Source organism: Variovorax sp. 10L426 (assembly GCF_056395305.1).
On record NZ_JBFTJF010000006.1, the window covers coordinates 279,475 to 297,114 of the forward strand.

Consider the following 17,640-nt stretch of genomic DNA (forward strand, 5'->3'; position numbering starts at 1 on the left):
ATCGCCGCCACTCCGACGCGTTCAACTCCTCCATGCCCCTTTCCCACCGCTCCCTTTCGCGCTCCATCCAGCGCGGCTTCACGCTGATCGAACTGATGGTCGTGCTGGTCATCATCGGCGTGCTCGCCGCGTTGATCGTGCCGAACGTCATCGAACGCGCCGACGACGCCCGCGTGACCGCCGCCAAGACCGACATCAATAACCTGATGCAGGCGCTCAAGCTCTACCGGCTCGACAACCAGCGCTATCCGACGGGCGAGCAGGGCTTGCAGGCACTCGTCGCCCGCCCGACCGCCGGTCCCGCCGCACCCAACTGGAAGCCGTATATCGACAAGTTGCCCAACGATCCCTGGGGGCACCCCTACCAGTATCTGAACCCGGGCGTGAAGGGCGAAATCGATGTGCTTTCGCTCGGCGCTGACGGCCAGCCCGGCGGCGAAGGCAAGAATGCCGACATCGGCAGCTGGCAGTAGGCACCGCTGCCGTCATCCCCACGAGACTCGCAGCGGGACAGGCGGCTTCACGCTCCTCGAACTGCTGGTGGTCATCTCGATCATCGCGCTGGCGACGGCGGGCGTCGGGTTTGCGATACGGGATTCCAGCCAGGCAACGCTAGACCGCGAAGCCGTCAGGCTCGCCGCCTTGCTCGAATCCGCCCGCGCGCAATCGCGCGCAAGCGGCGTCGTCGTGCGATGGCGCCCAATGCCGGAGGGCCCCGGCAACTTCATCTTCGATGGCCTGCCGACAGGATCGCTTCCCACGGCATGGCTTTCCGACGGCATCACGGCGCAGCCAATGGCTGCGGGCGCGCCCGTCGCGGCACTGCAGTTGGGTCCGGACCCGATCATCGCTGCGCAACAGGTGCTGATCACCTCCGAGGGGCCGCCCAGCCGCAGCCTGCTCATCGGCACCGACGGCCTGCGGCCCTTCGCGGTGATTTCGCCATGAAGCACCAGCGCCCCGCCCATGTCCGGCTGCGCCAGGCCGGCTTCACGCTGATCGAGGTGCTCGTCGCCCTGGGCATCGTCGCCATTGCGCTGATGGCCGGCACCCAGGCGACGATGGCGCTGACCCGCAATGCGCAACGCCAGTCCGACGTGATGCTGGCCCAGATCTGCGCAGAGAACGAGCTCATCAAGGCGCGCCTCGCCAAGCAGATGCCTGCCATCGGCGATGCCGGCTTGACCTGTACGCAGGCCAATGTGGTCTTTGGCGTGACTGTCTCGACCACGGCAACGCTGAACCCCAACTTCCGTCGCGTGGACGTGCAAGTGCGCGACGCCGACGATGCGCCCGTGCTGGGGATCTCCACCGTCGTGGGACGCTACTGATGCGGACATCGCGCGGCTTCACCCTCATCGAGCTCCTCGTGGCGATCTCCGTCATGGCGCTGCTCGCGATCATGAGCTGGCGCGGGCTGGATGGCATGGCCCGGTCGCAGGCCATCAACCGCGAACGCGGCGACGCCGTGCTGACGCTGCAGACCACGCTGTCTCAATGGAGCGCCGACCTCGACGCCACCGTGGCCCTGTTGCGAACGCCCGCCATGGACTGGGATGGCCGCGTGCTGCGCCTCACCCGACGCAGCACCGACGCCTCCGTGCCTTCGGTCTACGTCGTGGCCTGGACGGTGCGCACCGATGCCGCCACCGGCACACACTGGAGTCGCTGGCAGTCTCCCGGCTTCGCCACCCATGACGAATGGCAGCAAGCCTGGGACCGCGCTTCCGCCTGGGCGCAAGGCGGCGGCAGCCAGGCGGGCGATGCCCAGGTCGATCTGATGCCGCTGACCGACTGGCAGGTTTCCTACTTCCGCAATGACATCTGGGGGCCTGCGGTCAGCGCCGAAACCCTGGGGACGACCACCCCGCTGCCTGACGGCGTTCGACTGGTGATCGGTCTTCCGCAAGGCGCGTCGCTTGCGGGTCTGATCACCCGCGACTGGGTGCGCCCTTCCGTGACGGTGCCCAAGACATGAAGCAGAGGCGAACCCAACTCGGCGCGGCGTTGCTGACGGCCATGCTGACCGTCACGCTCGTCGCGACGTTTGCCGTGGGCGCGCTCTGGCAGCAATGGCGTGCCACCGAGGTCGAGGGCGCCGAGCGCGCGCGGATGCAAGCGAGCTGGGTGCTGATCGGCGCACTCGACTGGTCACGCCTGATCCTGCGGGAAGATTCGCGCGCCAATACCGGCGCCGATTACCTGGCCGAGCCCTGGGCTATTCCGCTGGCCGAAGCCAAGCTGGCGAGCTTCCTGGCTGGCGACAAGAACGTCTCGAGCGACCAACTCGAAGGGCTGCCGGACGCCTATCTTTCGGGACAGATCATTGACGCCCAATCCAAGCTCAACGTGATGAATCTGGTCCAAGGCGGCAAGCCGGTGACTTCCGCCGTTGATGCGTTCAAAAAACTGTTCGCGTTGCTGGGCCTCCCGGAATCGGAGGTCGCGACACTGACCAGCAACCTGCAACGCGCCCTGCCAGCCGCGGCCGCCGTGCCGACCAGCAACACCGGTACCGTCACCGATGCGACATCCAACACTGCCGGATCCACCGGTACCACCGCCAACACGACAACGACGACACCCACGACAACAACGCCTGTGACAACCACCGACACCAGCACGGCGACCACTGGGCCCCTCATGCCCCAGCACACCGCCCAACTGGTCTGGCTCGGGCTGTCACCTTCCACGGCGGCGGCGCTGGAACCCTATGTCACGGTGCTGCCGACGACCACGAAGCTCAACCTGAATACCGCCAGCGCGGAGGCCATCTATGCAAGCGTGTCCAAGCTGGACCTTGCGGGCGCCAAGAGGCTGGTTGAAGCTCGGGCGCGAAAGTACTTCAAGTCCATAGCCGACGCGAACCTGCTTGTCCAGGAAAGCTCGACGCAGTTCACCGACGCTGACCACACCGTTGCTACCAACTATTTCGAAGTGCATGCCCGCCTGCGCCTCGATAACGCCTGGGTCGAGGAACAAACCTTGCTGCGGCGCGACAACCTCGACGTCCGCATCGTGTGGCGCGAACGTGGCGCAGGCGCCACGTTGCCCCCATCCAAATCCTGAAGCTTTTGCGTTTGTCAGTCTTTTGGGTCACAAATAAGCGCAACGCCCGTAGCATCTCGGCAAGTCGCTATCAATTCTGTAGCAACCACTGTGGCCTCACTCCTACAATGACGGCCCTTTACCTCCTTGGACGCCCGTGCTGCTTGTAACCATTCCTGTCACATCCGCATCGGCCACCACCGAATACGGCTGGGCGGACTGGTCCAGCGACGGCCGCAAGCTGCGGTCGCAGGGGACTGCGCCCGCTGCGTTGTTGCCGACGAGCGATGAAGTCATCGTCGGCGTGCCTTCCGCCGCGATCTCCTGGCACCAGGTGACGTTGCCGCAAGGTAGCCTGAGCAGCACCACGCGTTTGCGCTCGGTACTCAACGGCCTGCTCGAAGACCGCCTGCTCGACGAGCCCGAAGCCCTGCACTTTGCCCTCGAACCCGGTGCCCGCGCCGACTCGCCTGTCTGGGTGGCGGCATGCAACCGCCTCTGGCTGCAAGGTGCCGTGCAGGCCCTCGAAACAGCAGGCCGGCGCGTCACGCGCATCGTTCCCGAATTCACGCCGCGACCGGCGGGCGTTCCTTCGACGCTCATCGCCATCGGCGAGCCCGATGCACCACTTTGCGTGGTCTGCGGTGCCGAGGGTGTTGCCATGCTGCCGCTCGACGCCGCCGCCCTTTCGCTGGCCGGACCGCTCCCTCCGGGTTCCACCGCACTCGCCGAGCCTGCGGTTGCCGAACTCGCAGAGAGTGTGCTCGGGCAGCGCGTGCCCATTGTCAAGCCGGCGGAACGATGGCTACAGGCCACCCAGTCACCCTGGGATCTGGCGCAATTCGACCTCGCGTCCACCGGACGAGCCCGCGCGAGCAAGAAGGCCGTCGCCGTCGCCCGCGAACTCTGGCGCGCACCGCGGTGGCGTGCTGCGCGCTGGGGGGTGTTGATCCTGCTGCTCACGCAACTCATCGGCCTCAATGCATGGGCGTGGAAAGAGCGCAACGCCCTTGCGGCCAAGCGCGGCGCCGTACGCAACGTGCTCACGCAGACCTTTCCTTCGGTGCAACTAGTGGTCGATGCACCCGTTCAGATGACACGCGAAGTCGCAGCCCTGCAGCAAGCCACCGGCGGCGTCACCGCCAACGATCTCGAACCCATGCTCGGCGCCCTGGCGGCAAGTCTTCCCCCGGGCCGCACGCCGACGGCCATCGACTTCAGCGGTGGGCAACTCCGGCTGCGCGGCCTCGGCCTCCAACCTTCCGAGACCGGCAAGGTGACGGCCGCCCTTTCATCGCGCGGCTACAACGCGCGCAGCGAGGGCGACCTCCTCCTCGTCCAGGTGGAGGCCACGCGATGAAGTGGCTCGACGTCATCGAAGCACGCCGCAAGGCCTGGTGGTCCGAATTGGACGTGCGCGAACAACGCATGATCCTCGCAGCCGGCACGCTGGTGCTGGTCGCCTTGTTCTGGTGGGTGGGGCTGGCGCCCGCGCTGCGCACGCTTTCCTCCGCGCCCGGCGAGCATGCCCAGCTCGACGCCCAGTTGCAGCAGATGATCAACCTCCAGGCGCAGGCAAAAGCCTTGCAGTCGCAGCCGCGCGCAAATCGCGACGACGCCCTGCGAAGCCTGGAAACATCGGTGCGCAAGGACCTCGGCGGTGTCGCCCAGTTGCAATCCGCCGGAGCAGGCGAAGGTGCGACCATCGCGCTTCGCGGCGCGCAGGCCGAAGCGCTGGCGCAGTGGCTCACCCAGGCCCGCAACAACGCCCGTGCGGTGCCTCGCGAAGTGCACCTGACCCGCAACACACAGAACGCACAGAGCGACAAGGCGCCGCCGGCATCCCCGGCCGCCGAACCTTCGGGCGCGCGCTGGGACGGCACCCTGGTGATGAGCCTGCCGGCACGCTGACTCGCATGGCCGCCTCTTCTTCCTCATCCACCTCAGCTGCTGCCGGCTGGCGCTGGGCCATGCTCGGTGCGCTGATCGGCATTGCGCTGGCCCTGTCCTTCTTCGCCCCGGCACGTTGGCTGGCGGCTGGCCTCTCGCAATGGACCAACGGCCACCTGCAGCTCGTCAACGCACGCGGCACGATCTGGACCGGCACGGCCGGGCTGGTGTTCGCCAGCGGCGTCGGCGGTGCCGAACCCGTCTCACTGCCGGGCACGCTCGGCTGGACGGTGCGGCCGCGTTGGGATGGCGTGACGGCGGCGCTCGACATTCCGTGCTGCGCCGTCAAGCCGCTGGCGTTCAGGGCGCGCCCGCGCGCGACCGGCCTCGAACTCGAATGGCGCGACGGCCAGTCCCGATGGCCCGCGGCCCTGCTCACCGGCTTCGGTGCACCATGGAACACGCTCAAGCTCGAAGGCGTGCTGGACGTTTCGATGCAGGCATTCACCCTGCGCTGGAACGGCCCACGGCTGGCAATCGCCGGCCATGCGACGCTCGATGCGGTCGACATTTCCTCCAGCCTTTCGACCTTGAGGCCGATGGGCAGCTATCGCATCGCTCTCGAAGGAGGGTCATCGCCGACCTTCCTGCTGACCACCCGCGACGGAAGTCTGCAACTCAGCGGCAGCGGCCGATGGAACGGGACCTCGCTGCATTTCGACGGCGAGGCAAGCGCCGCGCCGGGGCGGGAAGACGCGCTTTCGAACTTGTTGAACATCATCGGGCGGCGCGAAGGCGCCCGCTCGCTCATCACATTGGGTTGACCATGAAGCCAAGAACTTCGTACGGCACCCGCATCGGCACCCTCGCGCTCGCAGCGCAGATGCTGGTCGCGGCCTGTATGCCCCCCTTCGCATTCGCGCAGGAAGTCGCCGCACCGCGTCGCGGCGAGCCGATCACGCTGAACTTCACCAACGCCGAGATCGAATCGGTCGCGCGGACCATGGCGGTCGTGACCGGTCGCGACGTGGTCGTCGACCCGCGCGTCAAGGGACAGATCACGCTGCAGACCGATCGGGCGATCTCTCCGGAGGCGGCGTTCAACCAGTTCGCCGCGGCGCTGCGCCTGCAGGGCTTCGCGATCGTGCAATCCGAAGGCCTCTACAAGGTGGTGCCCGAGGCCGATGCCAAGCTGCAAAGCAACGCGGTGACCACGACCACGCCGACGGCGTCGAGCGTGAGCGGCAACCAGATCATCACCCAGGTCTTCAAGCTCAACTACGAGTCGGCCAACAGCATGCTGCCGGTCCTGCGTCCGTTGATCGCGCCCAACAACACGATCAACGTGAACCCGGGCAACAACTCGCTGGTCATCACCGACTATGCGGAAAACATGCGTCGCCTGGCGCGCATCATCGCCGCGCTCGACGTGCCCAACGCATCCGACATCGACGTCATCCAGCTCAAGTACTCGGTGGCGTCCGACATGGTGCCGCTGGTCACGCGCCTGCTCGAAGGCGGCACCAGCACTGGCGGCGCCGTGCCCGGCGCTGCGCCGGGCACGGCGGACGCATCGTTCCGCACCACGCTGCTCGCCGATCCGCGCGGCAACTCGATCATCGTGCGCGCCGCCAATCCCGCGCGCGCCCAATTGGTCCGCACGCTGATCGACAAGCTCGACCGCCCGCCGCTCGATACCGGCAACGGCGCAGCGGGCAATGTGTACGTGGTCTATCTGAAGAACGCCGATGCGGTCAGGCTGGCCGTCACGCTGCGCGCCGCGATGTCCGCCGAAGCGCGCGGCGGTGCCGGCGCCACGGGCACCAATCCGTCGCAGACTGGCGCAGCGGCCCAGGCCACGACGGCTCAGACGGCCAGCAACCTCGGGGGCATGTCCCAGAACCCCGCGGCAACCGCGCCGGTCAACAACGCGAACCAGCCTTCGACCGGCGGCCAAATTCAGGCCGACCCATCGACCAACTCGCTGATCATCACCGCCTCCGAACCACAGTACCGTCAAATTCGCGCCGTCATCGACAGGCTCGACGGCCGACGCGCGCAGGTCATGATCGAGGCGCTGATCGTCGAAGTCAACGCCACCAAGGCGGCGCAATTCGGCGTCCAGTGGCAGAGTGCGATCGGCAACAACGGCGTCATCGGCACCAACTCCAGCCTGTCCGGCGCCAATATCCTGGCGCTCACCGGAGCCCTGATAGCCAACACCCCCGCGACGAGCGCTGCGGCATTGGCGGGCCTGGGAGGCGGGCTCAACGTCGGCGGCGGGTCCAAAGTTGGCGGCCAGTTCGTGCTCAATGCGATCGCCAACTTCTTCAGCAGCGACGCCGATGCCAATCTGCTGTCGACGCCGAATCTCCTGACCCTCGACAATGAAGAGGCCAAGATCGTCATCGGCCAGAACGTCCCGTTCGTCACCGGCAGTTTCGCCAGCCAGCCGACGGCCGCCGGGGTGAATCCGTTCACGACCATCGAACGCAAGGACGTGGGTCTGACGCTTCGCGTGCGCCCGCAGATCAACGAAAACGGCACCGTGAAGATGACGGTGTTCCAGGAAACTTCCACGGTTCAGGCCGGAACCGAAAACGCGGCCAACGGCCCGACCACCAACAAGCGCTCGATCGAATCCAGCGTGCTGGTCGAAGACGGTGGCCTGGTCATGCTGGGCGGCTTGCTGTCCGACAACTACAGCAACAACATCGACGGGATCCCGCTGGCCCGCGACATTCCGGTGCTCGGCAACCTCTTCAAGAGCGAAAACCGCAAGCGGGACAAGTCCAATCTGATGATGTTCCTGCGGCCTGTCGTGATGCGTGACGCGGCCACGACTGCCGGGGTCGCCAACGAGAGATACGACACGATACGGGGCCTGCAGCAGCAGGTGCAACCCGAGAGCAATGCAATGCTGAGCAACGTGAACGGAGCACCGATAGTGCCGGCGCTGCCCGAGCCTCGGCGCAGCGAGGCAGGCAGCCTCCGAAAGGAAGGCACCATGCTCATTCCGCCGCCGGTGGCGCCGGTCCAGAAGCTCGGGTCCTCGCCCTTGAAAGGCGCCTTGCCGCCGACGGCGGATCCGGCGACTTCACGCGAACTGCCTTAGCGTCGGGCCGCGTTGTCGAACCCGATGCTGCGCTTGATAATTCCCCATTGCCTTCGAATGAGAGCCGAGAGGCATTGATGCGCTACCCTCTTCCCTACGCTTTCGCGCGCGGCCAGCAGCTGCTGCTCGAAGAAACGGACCCCGGCCAGTTCACGCTCTGGATGCCGAGGGTGCCGCCGCGCAGCGCGCTCGGCGAGGTCCTGCGCAAATACCCGGTCAAGCTCTTCGAGCCGCTCGCCCCCGAGCAGCTTGCGCAGCGCATCAGCGCCGCCTACGCGCAGGGCGAATCGAACGCCGCGGCCGTGGTGAGCGAAGTCCAGAGCGACGCCGATCTCTCGCGGATGATGCAGGAACTCCCTGCCGTCGAGGACTTGCTCGAATCGGCCGGCGACGCGCCGATCATCCGGATGCTCAACGCGCTGCTCACGCAGGCGGCGCGCGACGGCGCGAGCGACATCCACATCGAGCCCTATGAGCGGACATCGTCGGTGCGTTTCCGCATCGACGGAACGCTGCGCGAAGTGGTCCAGCCCAATCGCGCGCTGCACGCGGCGTTGATCTCGCGGCTGAAGATCATGGCCGACCTCGACATCTCCGAGAAACGCTTGCCGCAGGACGGCCGCATCAGCCTGCGCATCGGCACGCGGGCGGTCGACGTGCGCGTGTCGACGCTGCCTTCCGCGCACGGCGAGCGCGCGGTGCTGCGCTTGCTCGACAAGTCGGAAAGCAAGCTCACGCTCGAATCCGTCGGCATGCTGGGCGACACGCTTGCGCGCTTCGAACGCCTGATCGAGCAGCCGCACGGCATCATCCTCGTCACCGGGCCGACCGGCTCCGGCAAGACCACCACGCTCTACGCTGCGCTCAGCCGCCTCGACGCCGGCAGCAGCAACATCATGACGGTCGAAGACCCGATCGAGTACGAGCTGCCGGGCGTCGGGCAGACACAAGTCAACGCCAAGATCGAACTCACCTTTGCCAAGGCCCTGCGCGCGATCCTGCGGCAGGACCCGGACGTGATCATGATCGGCGAAATCCGCGACTTTGAAACCGCGCAGATTGCGATCCAGGCCTCCCTTACCGGACACCTGGTGCTCGCCACGCTGCACACCAACGATTCTGTCAGCGCCGTCACGCGCCTGACCGACATGGGCGTGGAACCCTTCCTGCTCAGCTCCTCGCTGCTCGGCGTGCTGGCGCAGCGCCTCGTGCGCAAACTGTGCCCCGTGTGCGCGACGCCGTCCCACGGCGGAGAAGCGACACCGGTCGGGTGCGAAGCCTGCGGCCAGACCGGCTACCAGGGCCGTACCGGCGTCTTCGAACTGCTGGTGGCCGACGACACCGTGCAATCGCTGATCCACAACCGCGCCCCCGAAAGCGAGATCTTCGTCGCGGGCGAACGCGGCGGCCTGCGCTCGATGCGCGAAGACGGCGAACGACTGGTCAAGGCCGGCATTACCTCCCGCGCCGAACTGCTGCGGGTCACCCGCGAATAACCGAGTCCGGGAGCCGCCGCGGAACCGGCTCCGCCGGGCCGCAGGCGGCGCCCCCTGCAAGGGGGTTGGCGGCTACGCGAAGCGAGCAAGCCTGGGGGTGAGTCTTGAACCTCAAGCCTGGGGGTTAGTCTTGAACCACCAGGTTCTTGGTCTGCGGATCCGTCACGACCTCGACCACCCGCCCCGACTTGTCGAAACGAATCTGGTATTCGGAGAAGCTGCTGATCCACATCCGCCAGATCTCGGCATCGAGACTCGGGTTCTCGCTGGTGATCGGCCATCCGACCGCCATGGCGACCTGTTCGCGCGTCATGCCCTTGGTCACCCGGGCCGCCTTGATGGCGTCGCGGATCTTAGGCGGAAAGGTCGCGAGCTTCGCTGCGGGATCTTCCTTGACCACCCAGCGCTGCGCGAACGTGCCGAGGTCGATGTCGCGGCTGTAGTCGTTGCCGATGTCCTGCTTGCCGCCGTTGAGCTCGACGTGAACCCGATTGCGGCCGTAGCCCGTCACTCGCACGGGCGTGCCGACCGGAATGATGCGCTTACCACTTTCGGCATAGTTGCTGTCGCTCGCCCAACTGCCGTCGGTTCGCAGGTTGCAGCACAGAAAGCCGTCGAAAACGGGCTGGGCCCAGGCAGGAACGGCGACCGCCCCCAGCAGCGCAGCGATGACAGCAATACAACGAATCAGCATGGCGAACTCCCGTGAGTGGCGTGATGCAAGTCGCGCGACGAAACAGCTTGCCGAGCGCCGACAATGCGGTTTCGCGCATTTTGCTGTCAGCCCTCCATGCCTGCCTATTCGTTTGAAGCCATAGACCAACAGGGGCAAGCCCGCAAGGGCGTGCTCGAAGCCGATACCGCGCGCAGCGCGCGCGGCATGCTGCGCGCCCAGGCGCTGATCCCGCTGACCGTGACGGCCGTCGGCAGTGTCGAAAGCGGCGGCGCGTCCGCCTCGGGGGGCTTGCGCCGGGTGATCGGTGGCGGCCGCATCTTCAATTCCACGACGCTCGCGGTCTGGACGCGCCAGATCGCCGGCCTGGTGTCCTCCGGGCTGCCGCTCGAACGGGCGCTCACGGCGCTGACCGACGAGGCCGAGACCGAAGCGCAACGCAACCTCGTCGCCTCGTTGCGCGCCGAGGTCAATGCGGGCTCCCCTTTCGGCCGCGCACTGTCGCAGCATCCGCGCGAGTTCTCACCCATCTACACGGCCGTGATCGGCGCCGGCGAGCAGAGCGGCAACCTGGGCCTCGTGCTCGAGCGACTGGCCGACGACCTCGAACAACGGCAGGCGCTGCAACAGAAGCTGGTCGGTGCGGCGCTTTACCCGGCGATCGTGACCCTGGTCGCCATCGTGATCGTGATCTTCCTGGTGAGCTACGTGGTGCCCCAGGTGGCGAACGTGTTTGCCGGAACGAAACGCGCGCTGCCGATCCTCACCGTCGCCATGCTGGCGCTCAGCGACTTTGTCCGCAACTACGGGTGGGTCATGCTGGGCGTGATCGTCGTCGGGGTCATCGTCACCAGGATGGCGCTGGCGCGAGAGGCGATCCGCGAGAGGTTCGATGCGGCCTGGCTCAACCTGCCGCTGGTCGGCAAGCTCTCACGCGGCTACAACGCTGCGCGCTTCGCCAGCACGCTGGCCATGCTGGCCACGGCGGGCGTTCCCATCCTGCGTGCGCTCCAGGCCGCCTCCGAGACGCTCGGCAACCGCGCGATGCGTGCCGATGCACTCGACGCGCTGGTGCTGGTGCGCGAAGGCGCGCCGCTCGCGTCCGCGCTGGCGCAGAAGAAACGCTTTCCGGGCATCGTCTCGATGTTCGCGCGTCTCGGAGAGCAGACCGGTACCCTGCCGTTGATGTTGCAGCGCGCCGCCAATCAGCTCGGTGCCGAAGTCCAGCGGCGGGCGATGCACCTCGCCACCATCCTCGAACCTTTGCTGATCGTGGCAATGGGCGGCGTCGTCATGCTGATCGTCCTGGCAGTGCTCATGCCGATCATCCAACTCAACCAATTCGTGAAGTAGCGTATGGCTGTCTCCCTCGACGACAAGCTGGTGGTCGCGATCTCGTCGCGAGCGCTCTTCAATCTCGAAGAGGAAAACCGCATCTTCGAATCTGGCGACGACGCCGGCTACATGAAGCTCCAGCTCGAGCGCCTGAACGTGCCGGCGCAACCGGGCATCGCCTATTCGCTGGTGCGCAAGCTGCTGCGCTTCAACGACGACGGCAAACAGCGCGTCGAGGTCGTGATCCTGTCGCGCAACGATCCCGTCTCCGGCATGCGCGTGTTCCGTTCGGGGGTGGCCAACGGAATCACGCTGCAACGCGGCGTGTTCACGCAAGGGCGGCCGCCCTTCGGCTATCTGCGTCCGCTGCGCGCACATCTTTTTCTTTCGGTGAACGCAGAGGACGTGCGCGAGGCGCTCGGCGCCGGATTCCCGGCCGCACGCGTGCTGGTCGAATCGGTGCATGCGAGCGATGCCTATCCGAACGAAGTCCGCATCGCATTCGACGGCGACGCGGTGCTCTTCAGCGACGAGGCCGAACGCGTCTTCCAGGCCGAAGGACTCGATGCCTTTCAACTGCACGAATCCAGCAAAGCCGAACTCCCGCTGCCCGAGGGGCCATTCAAGCCACTGCTCGCAGCACTGCACCGGCTGCAGCGGGCGAGCAATCCGGCCATGCGGATCCGCACCGCGCTGGTCACCGCGCGCAGTGCGCCCGCGCACGAGCGGGCCATCCGCACGTTGATGAACTGGAACATCAAGGTCGACGAGGCCATGTTCCTCGGCGGTCTGCCCAAGGGCGAGTTCCTGCGCGAGTTCGAACCCGACTTTTTCTTCGACGACCAGACGGGCCACGTCGACGCGGCCGCGCGGCATGTGCCCGCGGGACACGTCGCCAGCGGTATCAGCAACGAGCGCTGACAACGGCGCGCTCATCAGGCGGAACGATCGACATGTCCTCTTCAGCCACAAACCATCGGCCACTGATCCTCCGCCACGCCGAGGTGCTGGTCACCATGGACTCCGCCCGGCGAGAGATCCTCGACGGGGCGGTCGTCACCGAGGGACCTGCGGTCGCATGGACAGGCGCCACATCCGAATTGCCGGCCATCTACGCCGAGGCGCTGCAAAACGGCCAGGCCGATGCGATCGACATGCATGGCCACGTCGTGATGCCGGGACTGGTCAACACGCACCACCACATGTACCAGAGCCTCACGCGCGCCGTGCCCGAGGCACAGGACGCCGAACTCTTCGGCTGGCTCACCAACCTCTACCTGCTGTGGGCACGCATCACGCCCGAGATGATCCGCGTGTCGACACAGACCGCGATGGCGGAGCTCATGCTCTCGGGCTGCACGACGACCAGCGATCACCTCTATCTTTTCCCGAATGGTTCGCGGCTCGACGACTCCATCGAGGCGGCCGATGCGATGGGCATGCGCTTTCACGCGTCGCGCGGCAGCATGAGCGTCGGCCAGAGCCTCGGCGGTCTGCCGCCGGACGAAGTCGTCGAGACCGAAGACGTCATCCTGCGCGACAGTGAACGGCTCATCGGCCGCTGGCATGACCCTTCTCGCCACGCGATGCGCCGCATCGTGCTGGCACCCTGCTCGCCCTTTTCCGTTTCGCGCGACCTGATGCGCCTGTCGGCCGAACTCGCGCGCGAGCGCGGTGTCTCGCTGCACACGCACCTCGCCGAGAACGACAACGACATCGCCTATTCGCGCGAGAAGTTCGGCATGACACCCGCCGAATACGCCGAGGACTTGGGCTGGGTCGGCCGCGACGTGTGGCACGCGCATTGCGTCAAGCTCGACGAGGCCGGCATTGCGCTCTTCGGCCGCACCGGCACCGGTGTGGCGCATTGCCCCTGCTCGAACATGCGCCTGGCCTCGGGCATCGCTCCGATCGGCGCGATGCGGCGCGCGGGCGTGCCGGTGGGCCTGGGCGTGGACGGCAGCGCGTCGAACGACGGCGCCCACATGCTGGGCGAAGCGCGCCAGGCGCTGCTGCTTCAGCGCGTGGGCTTCGGCCCCGCAGCCATGACGGCGCGCGAGGCGCTGGAGATCGCGACAATCGGCGGCGCACGCGTGCTGGGCCGCGACGACATCGGTGCGCTGGCGCCGGGCATGTCGGCCGACATCGTGGCTTTCGACTTGCGCGGCGTCGCGCACGCAGGCGCCGGTCACGATCCCGTCGCCGCGCTGGTGTTTTGCCAGCCCGCCGGCGCTGCCTTGAGCGTGATCAACGGACGCGTGCGGATTCGCGAAGGTCGCCTGCTGGACTTCGAACTCGCGCCGCTGCTGGCGCGGCATCGCGAACTCGCGCGCACGTTGTACGAGCGCGCGAGGCACCCGCACACAGCCTGAATCTGCCGAGAAGCGGATCAGTCCGGCGCCGCCGGCCGCTCGCCGCGCGCGAGCCTTGCCTCGATCTGGTCCAGCACAGGCAGCAGGTCCGCGACGCTGTCGATCACATAGTCGGCACCGGCTTCCTGCAGCAGCGCCGTCGCTTGAGCACGCCGCGCGGCTTGCTCGCCCGCATCCAGCGCAAGCCATTCACCGTGCGTGAGACCCAATGCGTTGCCGCTGATCGCAACGCCGACGGTCCAGGTGCCCGCATTGCGCCCCTCTGCGAGGCCTACGCCGGTGTCGTCGACCTTGACCACAGTCTGCGGCGGCCACACGCCCAGATCGGCGAAGCATCGATACATCATGAGCGGCGACGGCCGCCCCACCGCGAGGTCGCCTGCGCAGACCAGGTTGTCGGGCGCATAGCCTGCCGCAGCGGCGATGGGCACCACGACTTCCATGATCGGCCTGTTGTAGCCCGTGGTCGATCCGATCTTGAGTCCGCGGGCGCGGCATGCATTGACCGCATCGAGCGCGCCGGGAATGAAGTCCATGTGATCCCGGACGCTCGCGGCATTCATCGGCGTGAACACCTCGTAGAGTTGGTCCACGTCAGGATCGGTGAAGGCTCGGCCGTGCCGGTCCTGCCATTGAGCGGCCACGGAAGGCAGGCTGCCGACCGCCTTGATGTGGTCCCACTTGGCCATGCCCATCGGACCGCGAGCGTCGGCGATCGTGATTTGCACGCCGAACTGTTCGAACAGCTTCACGAAGGCGCCCATGGGCGCGCAGGAGCCGAAGTCGACGATGGTGCCGGCCCAGTCGAAGACGACAGCCCTGAGGGATTGGGTCTGATTGCTCATGTTGCTCATGTTTTTCACCATGCATCGAAGACGTCGCGCGCAATACCGAACCCGGTGCTCGCACCGGTGCCGCTGGTGACCAGCACCACGCGGGTGGCATTGTCAGGTGCATCGATCACGCAGGGCAATTCAGGCGACGAAGGGTACACACCGGTCCAGCGTTCGGTGATTTGCGCCTGCTCCAGATCGAGCGTCGAGCGCAGGTGGCGCAGGATCAGCCGGTCCACCTCTTCCATTGCAAACGGCTCGGGCGCCGCGCTGTAGTGATGCGAGTCCCCGACCACTAGAGACCCGTCGGCGCTCTGGACCACGATCAGATGAACGCCATGCGCCAGCGACGCCGCTTCCTCTTTTTGAAGGCGCGCGCGCAAGGCCGCCGCTTCAGGCAACGTGCTGTAGCCCTCGTAGCGCACGAGGCTCAGGTCCATCATCACCGAGCCCGGCAGACGGAACCCGGCCTCCGGCTGAACACGCAGCATCTGAAGCCGGCACAGTCGCAGCGGGTGCGCGGCGATGCGGTCCGCGAAGAGGCCGTGCAGTTCGGTGTTGGTGCAGACGACGACGCGCTCTGCGTGCAGGGTTTCGCGCGACGTGCGCACGCGAGGCGTCGCGACTTCGAGCACGGCCTCGGAAAAACGGAACGCCACGCCGTGCACTTCAGCCAGCCAGCGCGTCAGCAGGCCGATGGCGGTGCGCGACTCGACGCGCAGTTCGTGCGGACTGAACAGCACCGAGCGCGCTTCCTCCAGACGCAGCGAGGGTGCCTTGGCCTGGGCCTCGGCCGCCTCGATCAGCTGGCAGGCCTCGCCCATCGGCGTGCGCAAGAACGCTTCGAGCACCGCATGCGCTTCCGGCCGATAGGCCGCCAACCACAGATGGCGGTGAACGATCTCGATGTCGGCCTGCGGCGCGATGGCCGTCCACACGTCGCGCGAGTGCATGGCTCGCCGCCAGGTGTCGCCAGGCGCCTGACCGGTGACGGTCACGAAGCCGAAATTGCGGATCGACGCGCCGATGCACGCGGCGTCGCGTTCCACCACGCAGACCTTCAGGCCGCTCGCAGCGGCGGTATAGGCATGGGCCAGGCCGACGATGCCGGCGCCCACCACGATCACATCAAAGGAAGTGCCTGCTGCACTCATCGATTTCTCCAGGCTTGGGTCTTGGCGAGCGTGGAACGCGCCGCCAATGCAAAAAGGCCGCGGCCGATCGCGGCCGTCAGCATGATCAGCGAGGCCATGGCCGCCGCCGGCGCCACGTCCCCGGCGTCATCCATGTTCAGCACGGCAATCGCCGCCAGCGTGGTCTGCGGCGAGTAGAGAAAGACCACTGCCGACACCGTCGTCATTGCGTTGACGAAGAAGTAGCCCGCGACGTTGAGCACGGTGGGCAGTGCGACCGGCAAGTGCACACGCCATAGCGTGCGCCAGAAAGGCACCCCCATCGACTCGGACACCAGCTCGTACTCGCGGTCGAGCTGGCGCAGCGCGGTCAGCGACGTGAGGTGGGCAACCGAAAAGAAATGCGCCACCGTGCACACCACGAGGATCGCCATGCCGCCATAGAGACCATGCAGGGGATTCGACGACGAATTGAAAAAGAAGATGTAGCCCACGCCGAGCACCAGCCCGGGCACCGCCAGCGGCAGGTTGGCCAGCAGATTGAGCAGCTCGCGCAACAGACCGAAATGGCGCGGCTTCTCGACCAGATAGGCCGAAAGAAAGGTCGCGATGGCCCCCACCGCCGCCGCGCCAACCGCAAGGCGCAGCGAATTGACGTAGCTGCCCCAGCCGCCGCCGTCCATGTTGCCGAAGTCGTAGTTCTTGAGCGACGGCGCGAGCTGGTAGGGCCAGTAGGTCGCCAACGATGCGAACACCGCCATGCCGATCATCACCACGATGCACGCAGCGATCAGAACGCAGGCGAGCAACAGCGCGCGGTCGCGAACGGGCACCGGTTCCGGCCCATGCGGCGTGGCACGTGCCGACAACGCGGCGGCCTGCCGGTTGCGCACACGGCGCTCGACCATGAACGACAGGACGGCCGGAACGAGCAGCACGAAGCCCACGACCGCGCCCATCTGGAAGTTCTGCTGTCCGACCACCTGCTTGTAGATGTCGGTGGCGAGCACGCCGGTCTGGCCGCCGACCACCTTGGGGACGCCGAAGTCGGTGATGACGAGGACGAACACCACCATGCCGGCCACGATCAGCCCGTAGCGCGACGCCGGCAAGGTCACCGTGCGAAAGACGCGCCAGCGCGACGCGCCGAGCGTCTCCGCGGCTTCGTAGAGGCGACCATCGGAGGTCGACATGGCGGTGGTCAGGATGAGCAGCGCATGCGGCAAGGTCCAGAACACGGAGCCGAGCACGATGCCCAACGGTCCGTAGATCGACACATCGCCCAGCCAGCCCTTGAACACGCCCTGGTTGCCGAAAAGGTAGACGAGACTGATGGCCGGCAGCAGCGACGGTGCGAGCAGCGGCATCAGCGCGATGGCTCTCAGCAGCCCCTTGGCGCGCATGCACGAGAGCGTGAGGCCGTAGGCATAGACATAGGCGATGCCCGTGCACAGCACCGCGCTCACCGACGCAAGCCAGACGCTGTTGAAGGCCGAGCGCACGAGCGCCGGATTGTCGAGATAGCGGGCAAAGTTCGCGAGGCCGACGAAGCCTCCGGCGCGGTCGAAGAAACTCTGGCCGACCAGGGCGCCCACCGGCAGCGCCACGATGACGACCAGCGCCGCCACGGCCAGCAACGCAGCAATGCCGACGAGCCAACGATCGCGATCGAATGCGCCGCGCTGCCTGGCCTGCTCGACGGCAGGAACGATGCGCGTCGACACGTCCACGGGATCGGCGCGAAG

Annotated in this window: 17 protein-coding genes; 13 read left to right on the forward strand and 4 right to left on the reverse strand. The window is 66.8% G+C overall.

Going from position 1 to position 17,640, the window contains the following annotated elements:
• Positions 1-32 precede the first annotated feature (32 nt).
• The 10 genes from gspG to gspE all read left to right on the forward strand — a co-directional run bounded on the left by gspG (position 33) and on the right by gspE (position 9,549).
• The gene (gene gspG / locus AC1DHL_RS11645; RefSeq protein WP_478162072.1) at positions 33-473 is read left to right on the forward strand and encodes a type II secretion system major pseudopilin GspG; all 441 of its coding nucleotides are present in this window, start codon (positions 33-35) and stop codon (positions 471-473) included.
• Positions 448-948 carry a prepilin-type N-terminal cleavage/methylation domain-containing protein gene (locus AC1DHL_RS11650; RefSeq protein WP_478162073.1) on the forward strand — a complete coding sequence of 167 codons (501 nt, stop codon included), beginning with the start codon at positions 448-450 and terminating at the stop codon, positions 946-948. The genes gspG and AC1DHL_RS11650 overlap by 26 nt, the downstream gene beginning before the upstream one ends.
• Positions 945-1,331, forward strand: coding sequence for a type II secretion system minor pseudopilin GspI (gene gspI / locus AC1DHL_RS11655; protein ID WP_478098642.1), 387 nt, complete (start codon positions 945-947; stop codon positions 1,329-1,331). Before AC1DHL_RS11650 ends, gspI begins: the two co-directional genes overlap by 4 nt.
• Positions 1,331-1,978 carry a PulJ/GspJ family protein gene (locus AC1DHL_RS11660; protein ID WP_478098644.1) on the forward strand — a complete coding sequence of 216 codons (648 nt, stop codon included), beginning with the start codon at positions 1,331-1,333 and terminating at the stop codon, positions 1,976-1,978. The genes gspI and AC1DHL_RS11660 overlap by 1 nt, the downstream gene beginning before the upstream one ends.
• Positions 1,975-3,069, forward strand: coding sequence for a type II secretion system minor pseudopilin GspK (gene gspK / locus AC1DHL_RS11665; protein WP_478162074.1), 1,095 nt, complete (start codon positions 1,975-1,977; stop codon positions 3,067-3,069). The genes AC1DHL_RS11660 and gspK overlap by 4 nt, the downstream gene beginning before the upstream one ends.
• A gap of 136 nt (positions 3,070-3,205) precedes the next feature.
• Entirely contained in the window at positions 3,206-4,408 is a 1,203-nt protein-coding gene (gene gspL / locus AC1DHL_RS11670; protein ID WP_478162075.1) for a type II secretion system protein GspL, read from the forward strand.
• Entirely contained in the window at positions 4,405-4,959 is a 555-nt protein-coding gene (gspM, locus tag AC1DHL_RS11675) for a type II secretion system protein GspM (protein WP_478098650.1), read from the forward strand. Before gspL ends, gspM begins: the two co-directional genes overlap by 4 nt.
• A gap of 5 nt (positions 4,960-4,964) precedes the next feature.
• On the forward strand, positions 4,965-5,762 hold the full coding sequence (gene gspN, locus AC1DHL_RS11680) for a type II secretion system protein N (RefSeq protein WP_478162076.1): 798 nt from the start codon (positions 4,965-4,967) through the stop codon (positions 5,760-5,762).
• Between the two features lie 2 nt (positions 5,763-5,764).
• Positions 5,765-8,053: a type II secretion system secretin GspD gene (gene gspD, locus AC1DHL_RS11685; protein WP_478098654.1), complete on the forward strand. Its 2,289-nt coding sequence runs from the start codon at positions 5,765-5,767 to the stop codon at positions 8,051-8,053.
• 77 nt (positions 8,054-8,130) lie between these two features.
• Positions 8,131-9,549, forward strand: coding sequence for a type II secretion system ATPase GspE (gene gspE, locus AC1DHL_RS11690; protein ID WP_478162077.1), 1,419 nt, complete (start codon positions 8,131-8,133; stop codon positions 9,547-9,549).
• A gap of 124 nt (positions 9,550-9,673) precedes the next feature.
• Here gspE and AC1DHL_RS11695 read toward each other — a convergent pair whose 3' ends face one another.
• Positions 9,674-10,243 (reverse strand): hypothetical protein, encoded by a 570-nt coding sequence (locus tag AC1DHL_RS11695; protein ID WP_478098658.1) that lies wholly within the window; start codon positions 10,241-10,243, stop codon positions 9,674-9,676.
• Between the two features lie 96 nt (positions 10,244-10,339).
• Here AC1DHL_RS11695 and gspF point away from each other — a divergent pair, with 96 nt between their 5' ends.
• The 3 genes from gspF to AC1DHL_RS11710 are packed head-to-tail and all read left to right on the forward strand — an operon-like array spanning position 10,340 to position 13,929.
• Positions 10,340-11,575: a type II secretion system inner membrane protein GspF gene (gspF, locus tag AC1DHL_RS11700; protein WP_478098660.1), complete on the forward strand. Its 1,236-nt coding sequence runs from the start codon at positions 10,340-10,342 to the stop codon at positions 11,573-11,575.
• Between the two features lie 3 nt (positions 11,576-11,578).
• A complete protein-coding gene (locus tag AC1DHL_RS11705) occupies positions 11,579-12,478 on the forward strand; it encodes a 5'-nucleotidase (RefSeq protein ID WP_478098661.1) in 900 nt (299 codons plus the stop codon).
• A 32-nt stretch (positions 12,479-12,510) separates the two neighbouring features.
• On the forward strand, positions 12,511-13,929 hold the full coding sequence (locus tag AC1DHL_RS11710; protein WP_478162078.1) for an 8-oxoguanine deaminase: 1,419 nt from the start codon (positions 12,511-12,513) through the stop codon (positions 13,927-13,929).
• Positions 13,930-13,946: 17 nt separating this feature from the next.
• Here AC1DHL_RS11710 and phnX read toward each other — a convergent pair whose 3' ends face one another.
• The 3 genes from phnX to AC1DHL_RS11725 are packed head-to-tail and all read right to left on the reverse strand — an operon-like array spanning position 13,947 to position 17,625.
• Positions 13,947-14,774 carry a phosphonoacetaldehyde hydrolase gene (phnX, locus tag AC1DHL_RS11715; protein WP_478162079.1) on the reverse strand — a complete coding sequence of 276 codons (828 nt, stop codon included), beginning with the start codon at positions 14,772-14,774 and terminating at the stop codon, positions 13,947-13,949.
• Between the two features lie 14 nt (positions 14,775-14,788).
• Entirely contained in the window at positions 14,789-15,916 is a 1,128-nt protein-coding gene (locus AC1DHL_RS11720) for a TIGR03364 family FAD-dependent oxidoreductase (protein ID WP_478162080.1), read from the reverse strand.
• Positions 15,913-17,625 (reverse strand): putative 2-aminoethylphosphonate ABC transporter permease subunit, encoded by a 1,713-nt coding sequence (locus AC1DHL_RS11725; protein WP_478162098.1) that lies wholly within the window; start codon positions 17,623-17,625, stop codon positions 15,913-15,915. Before AC1DHL_RS11725 ends, AC1DHL_RS11720 begins: the two co-directional genes overlap by 4 nt.
• Between the last annotated feature and the right edge of the window lie 15 nt (positions 17,626-17,640).